Source organism: Aestuariivirga litoralis, from assembly GCF_003234965.1.
GTDB classification, from domain to species: Bacteria; Pseudomonadota; Alphaproteobacteria; order Rhizobiales; family Aestuariivirgaceae; genus Aestuariivirga; species Aestuariivirga litoralis.
In genome coordinates this window covers 1-3,031 of record NZ_QKVK01000020.1, presented here as the reverse complement: position 1 = coordinate 3,031, position 3,031 = coordinate 1, and the positions used below count along the sequence as shown (strand labels likewise).

General features: G+C 64.6%; 4 protein-coding genes. 3 read left to right on the top strand and 1 reads right to left on the bottom strand.

Annotated features, from left to right (window positions below; genetic code table 11):
• A partial coding sequence (locus DK847_RS20315) for a hypothetical protein (RefSeq protein ID WP_425358705.1) occupies positions 1 to 218 on the top strand: 218 nt, incomplete at its 5' end.
• Positions 215 to 565: an MliC family protein gene (locus DK847_RS20310; protein WP_077265610.1), complete on the top strand. Its 351-nt coding sequence runs from the start codon at positions 215 to 217 to the stop codon at positions 563 to 565. The genes DK847_RS20315 and DK847_RS20310, both read left to right, overlap by 4 nt.
• A gap of 26 nt (positions 566 to 591) precedes the next feature.
• Here DK847_RS20310 and mobV read toward each other — a convergent pair whose 3' ends face one another.
• Complete coding sequence (mobV, locus tag DK847_RS20305; RefSeq protein ID WP_033995413.1) at positions 592 to 1,566, bottom strand: MobV family relaxase; 975 nt, start codon at positions 1,564 to 1,566, stop codon at positions 592 to 594.
• A 1,053-nt stretch (positions 1,567 to 2,619) separates the two neighbouring features.
• Here mobV and DK847_RS20300 point away from each other — a divergent pair.
• Positions 2,620 to 3,031: helix-turn-helix domain-containing protein (locus DK847_RS20300; RefSeq protein WP_111200373.1), on the top strand; the 412-nt coding region annotated here is incomplete at its 3' end.

Here is a 3,031-nt window from a genome sequence, read left to right as displayed (position 1 = left end):
TCCCTGTTGCTGGCAAGGTTTGCGCCTATGCGCTGGATCCTCACGAGGTCTGGAAGGGCTACGACAACGCCAAGGATTACGCAGCTTTCGTGACCAAAACCTTGGTCAACAAGGATGGCGATATCCGCCGCCGGATCATGTCGATGTTCAGCGGCGAGAAGCAGAACGACGACCGCGACCCGAACACCATTGACATGTTTGAAAGCACTCCCCAATGAGCAACGAAACGAAGGAGAAAATCTTTATGAAAAAAACGTTCGCTCTTGCTGCCATGATGGCGGCAATCGCTCCGAATCTTGCTTCAGCAGCGGATGAGATGATCCAGACCAAGTACGCTTGCGAAGGCGGAAAGACGTTGGATGTCGTGTACGTCGGAGACTATGCCGTGATGCTGCAAATGGATGAGCTTGTCCCACTGAAACGCGCCAAGAGCGCATCAGGAGTGCGCTACATCTCCGCTAGCAAAAACTACACCTACGAACTGTGGGGTAAGGGCAACGACATGAACCTTTCGACCCACGATGGCGGGAAGGAGCAAACCGTCCTCAGTAGCTGCAAGCCATAAACCCCTTCCGTCGGCCACCTGTAGGGTCAACGAGACAGCCCGCCGTCGTCGCGATCCCGGCCGCGACTGCGAAGCCGTTGGGCCTGCCGCTGGCGTGTCGCCTCGCGCTGTTCGGCGAGCAGCTTCTCGCCCACGGCCTTGATGATCTGGGCCGCCTTGGCCTGCATATCGCGATTAAGCGGCCCCAGAGCGTCCAGAACGGGCTTCAGGCGGTCACGCAGGCTCCGGGCTGTCTCCTGTGCCTGCCGGGCCTTCTCGCGCTCCTGACGCGCTCCTGCGGCCGCTGCGACGGTCGGGCCATACCCTTCCCTGACGGCAGCGGTCACGCGGGCGGCCACGGCCTCCGGCGTCTCCACGTCCTTCGAGAAAATCCCCTTGCGCAGCACCCGCGGCTCGATGGCCTGCGGCGTGATGGTGGCGTGCCCGGGCTGGCGCTCGATGGCGCCGTAGTAGCTCTGGACGCGCTGATGGGTGGCCCGGCTGCCCTCGATGCCGCGTTCCAGCCCGAGATCCCTCACCGCCTCGGCAAAGCTGGTCTGGTCGGCCCGCATCTTGTCGCGGCCACCGATGAACTCCTTGGCCGACAGCCGCCCGTCCTGCGTCAGCGGCACGACGAAGGCCGACAGGTGCGGGGTGGCCTCGTCGCGGTGGATGCTGGCCGTCACGATGCGATCCGCGCCGTATTTGGCCGCCAGCCAGCCCTGCGCCTGGTCGAAGAACGCGGCCTGCTGCTGGGGCGTGGCCTTGGCCCACCATTCCGGGCTGGCCGTCATCACGTATTCGACCGCCAGCACCGCGTCCTTGCGCCGCTTCTCCGGCAGCAACTCGCGCAGCCGCCCCATCGCCGCATCGGTTGAGGTGGCCGCCCGGTGCTCGTTGTCCGGCGTGCGTTCGGCGTCAGCGTTGGGCGTTTCGCGCTCGCGGTAGCAGTGCTGCAACGCCGCCGCCACGCTGCCCATCGTCGCCAGCTTCTTGCATCGCATGATCGCGTAGGCCGCCATGCCTGCCCCTCCCCTTGGTGTCCGAATCCGGCCAGTCGGGGCAGCGCAAGGCGGTGCCTCCGGCGGGACACTATCAGATGATAGTGTACTCACTAGACTTTGCGAAGCAAAGTCGTGCCCGCCTGCGGCGGTTGCAGCGCCCTTCGGGCTTGCTCCTGCGGCGGCCTTCGGCCTTGCCCAAAGGGGCTTTGCCCCTCTGGACTCCCCACCCTCGCCGCCGGGAGGCTCGGGGGGCAGGGGTGGCGGGCTTCGCCCTTCGTCCCTGCCCCCACTCGCACAGGCTGGGGCGCTGCGGTCAGCGTCAAGGGTTCGGCTTCGCCCGCGTCCTCGCCCGGTCCCTGCGCTTCGCTCCGGGCTGCGGCCTGCGGGCGCGCCCTTGACCCTGCCCTCCGCTGAAGGCGTCAGCCAGTGGCCCGCTGGCGTGTCGGAAATCGCCTCATGGCCGGGTAGGAAATTTCCGACAGCGCCGGAGTGGAAGGCGGGTCAAGGGCGCAGGGGGTGGCTGGCGCGGCCCGCAGCCCGCAGGGCGAGGACACGGGCCACCCCCGGAGAGCGCAGCGGCCCTTGACGCGCCTGGAACGACCCCACGCTCCCCGGTAGGGGTGCAGGAGTGAAGGGCCGCAGGCCCGTAGCCCCTGCACCCCTGCCACGTGGCGAACGCGGGGGGTGGCGGGGGGCAGCGCCCACCGCCCCAAGGCTGCGCAGCGGCCGCCGGAGGCCCCCCAAACAACGTCACCCGGCCGGTGGCCGGGTGGGCCTTTTCCAGAGGCCCCGCAGGGGCCGTCAGCGGGGTGCCAAGGCCGCGTAGCGGCCGCCGGCGGGGCGGCAGCCCCTTAGAGGAGAAAGGGGGAAATGCTAAGTTATTGATTTATAAGGATTTGTAGAAATGCATTGAGACACATAGGGTGTCCTAACGTTGAGACATGCATGGATGTCTCAACAGGTAGCAAGGTTGAGACGCAAACTGTCTCGACGTGAGACATAATTTGTCGTATCATTGCGACTCGAAATGGCGCAATGAGCGGACAAATTTCCCGACTTTGGAGGAACCCCATGCAGCAGATCACGGTGGCGACCGACGCCCAGCGTCGTATCCGCCAGCGAGAGCTGGCCATGCTGGACGAGAAAGAGGCTCAGGAGCGCGAAGAGGCGCGGAAGAACAAGGGGTTCACGCAGGTGTATCCCTTGGGTTGGAAGCGCATCATTGAGCTTGCTAAAGGCAATGCTGGGGCCTTCGGCCTGTATTCATTCTTTGCTGAAAATATCGACCCAACCTGCGGCGCGGTGGTCTGCGATCAGCAGTTTTTGGCAGACAAGATGAACGTCAACAGGCGGACAATCAGCCGTTGGTTGTCTTACCTGGAAGAAAATCGCGCGCTTGTCCGCATCCCTGTTGCTGGCAAGGTTTGCGCCTATGCGCTGGATCCTCACGAGGTCTGGAAGGGCTACGACAACGCCAAGGATT